Genomic DNA, 2,713 nt, shown 5'->3' with positions numbered 1-2,713 from the left:
ACATAGGGGCGGTGGATCTTCTCGTAGATCTCGGCCAGTTTGCCGGTGGCAGCCAGCTGATCGATGGCTTGGCGGAGAAATTCGTCCATCTCATCACCTGCAGCCCCTTTCTGGATGATGAAGACATCCTCGAAATCCCCGAAAAATTCTCGCCTGATATTGGTCAGCCCCAGCTGCTTGAGCATCAGGTCGGCCTCCTCTTGCGCCCAGACAAAGGCGTCGATACGGCCGCGTGAGAGCTTGCGCAGTGACTGCTCGATACTCATCGAGCGCTGCACCGGGAAGGGCATATAGTCGGGAACGGCCTCGATCAGCAGATCCCGTTTGGTGGGCACTATGCCATAGGCCATATCCGTGGTGACCGGATTGGCGGTATTGCTGTAAATCACATGGGCAACCTTGCCAAAACTGCGGGTGCTGAAGCGATAAGCCAGCATATCGATATCCTTGAGGTTGCGGATGGCGGGCAGCCCCAGATCAGCCTTGCCGGAGATCACCCCAGCCATGGCACGGGCGATGGGGTAGATGGTGATCTTGATGGTTACATCGGGGTAGAGATCATCGATGGCGTGTACCAGATCGACGAAGGGGCCTGTCTTGTCGGCATTGATCAGCCCCGGCAGCTCGCCAAGGTGGGCATTGAGGATGCGCACCTGTTTCGGCGGCTCGGGGGTGGTGTCGTTCTCCGGAGTCTGCGACAGGCCGAGAGTCGCGCTGCCGAGCAGGGTGACCACGAGCAGTAGAAGGGGGATGTGTCTGGTCATGGCGGGTCTCTCTTGATGATGGGTCAGCTAAAGTGTAGTCAGCCGGTCGCCAGCCCCCTCGGCCAGGCCATCATGGATAGGGTTTTACTTCTCGGCCCCTGCTCACTAGACTTCGCCTCCCACTTCTTTGTTGACGTAGCGCCATGACCTTTAGCGAACTTGCCCTCCATCCCGCTCTGCTTGCCTCTTTGCCCGCCACCTTGCAGACGCCGACCCGCATCCAGCAGCTGGCCATTCCGGCGGCGCTGGCGGGGCAGGATCTGCTGGCGCTGGCCCAGACCGGCAGCGGCAAGACGCTGGCGTTTGGCTTGCCGCTGCTGCAACGGCTGGATCCTTCCTCCAGTCAGGTGCAGGGTCTGGTGCTGGTGCCAACCCGCGAGCTGGCGACTCAGGTCACTGCCGCGCTTGAAGAGGGCGCCGAGGCGCTGGGGCTGCGTATAGTGACGTTGTGTGGGGGCGTTGCGCAGGAGCGGCAACAGGCCGAGCTGGCGCTGGGGCCACAGCTGCTGGTGGCGACGCCGGGGCGGCTGCGGGATCTGCTGACCCAGCAACTGTTGGGGCTGGATGGTTTGCAACTGCTGGTGCTGGATGAAGCGGATCGCCTGCTGGAGATGGGCTTTGCTCCCGACATCAAGGCACTGCTCGGCTTTATTCCGGCGGATCGCCAAACCCTGCTCTTCTCCGCCACCTTGCCTGCCGAGCTGGAGGCGCTGGCCAACGGCCTGCTGCGCGAGCCTACCCGCATCGAGGCCAACCCCCTCAACAGCGTGGTGAACGAGATCGCAGAGCGGCTCTATCTGGTCAACAAGAGCAGCAAGGTCCCGGCGCTCATCAGCTTGCTCAAGGAGCAGGCATGGCCGCAGGTGCTGGTCTTTATCAGTGCGCGGGATGATGCCGACGGGGTTGCCAGAAAGCTGGCCAAGGCGGGCATTGCGGTGGCCGCCCTTCATGGCGAGAAGGAGCAGGCGGTGCGCGAGCAGGCGCTCAGCGATTTCAAAGAGGGCAAAATTCGGGTGCTGGTGGCCACCGACCTGATGGCGCGTGGCATCCATGTGGAGGCGCTGCCGGTGGTGATCAATCTGGACTTGCCCGCCAGCGCCCCTGTTTACGTACACCGCATCGGTCGTACCGCCCGGGCTGGCCGCGAGGGGCTGGCCATCTCGCTGGTCTGTCATGGCGAGAGTGACATGCTGCAAGCCATTCGCACCCTGACCGGCCGCGAGCTGCCGTTGGGCGATCTGGCGGGATTCCCGGTCACCGACCAGCCTGCCAGCGGGGAGGGCAAGCGCCCCCCTCGTGACAAGCAGGCCAATCGCCGCACTCAGGCCAAACGCAGCGTCAAGCAGTTCAAGGGCAAGCGCTGACCTCAGGGTTTGCCATGCTCCCGCGCGAAGAAGTCACGACGCCACTGGCTCAACACCTCCTCCTTGTGTTGTTGCCACAGCGCAGGATCCATCTGCTGTTGGCTGGCCGCCAGTTGCTGCTCCAGCTCGGCCAGCTCTCGCTGGTAGCGGCTGCGTTGATCGAGCTGTTGCTGGCGCGCCCCGGCAAACGCCAGCGTGGCTTCAGCCTGCTCTGCGGGCAGGAAGTGATGGGCCAGGGTGGCCAGCTCCTCATCTCCCCAAAGCTGACGAGCTTGCTGCAGGCGGGCATCCGGGTTGAACAGCTCCACCGCCAAATCCGGATGATCCGCTGCCCACCGGTCCTGCAAGCGGCTGAGGGCGTCCAGCCGCTCGGCCAGCGGCAACTGCTCGCTCTCCTGCGCCAACTGATCCAGCGCCAGGGCATAGCGTCCCTGTAGCCGGATCAGACTCTCACCCTCGCTAAGCCACCCGGCCTCTGTTGCTTCCAGATTGCTCACACGCTGCGCCAGCGGCAACTCGCTGTCGCTGATCTCGCTGGCAAGCTGGTTGATCAGTTCATCCGGCATCGCCTGCCAGCTGCTGGGC

Annotated in this window: 3 protein-coding genes; 1 reads left to right on the top strand and 2 read right to left on the bottom strand. The window is 63.3% G+C overall.

Annotated features, from left to right (window positions below):
- Positions 1-764: transporter substrate-binding domain-containing protein (locus tag AACS18_RS21740; protein ID WP_108613302.1), on the bottom strand; the 764-nt coding region annotated here is incomplete at its 3' end.
- Positions 765-907: 143 nt separating this feature from the next.
- Between AACS18_RS21740 and AACS18_RS21735 the strand changes: the two genes are divergently transcribed.
- Positions 908-2,128 (top strand): DEAD/DEAH box helicase, encoded by a 1,221-nt coding sequence (locus AACS18_RS21735; RefSeq protein WP_108613301.1) that lies wholly within the window; start codon positions 908-910, stop codon positions 2,126-2,128.
- A 2-nt stretch (positions 2,129-2,130) separates the two neighbouring features.
- Here AACS18_RS21735 and AACS18_RS21730 read toward each other — a convergent pair.
- A partial coding sequence (locus AACS18_RS21730; RefSeq protein WP_258228790.1) for a hypothetical protein occupies positions 2,131-2,713 on the bottom strand: 583 nt, incomplete at its 5' end.

Source organism: Aeromonas sp. HMWF015, assembly GCF_963878965.1.
Lineage (GTDB): Bacteria > Pseudomonadota > Gammaproteobacteria > Enterobacterales > Aeromonadaceae > Aeromonas > Aeromonas veronii.
This window is presented reverse-complemented; position numbering and strand designations above follow the sequence as displayed.

What these genes read in the sequence shown, in the direction of transcription:
- AACS18_RS21735 (WP_108613301.1), top strand. Translation starts at nt 908, where the DNA reads ATGACCTTTAGCGAACTTGCCCTCCATCCCGCTCTGCTTGCCTCTTTG.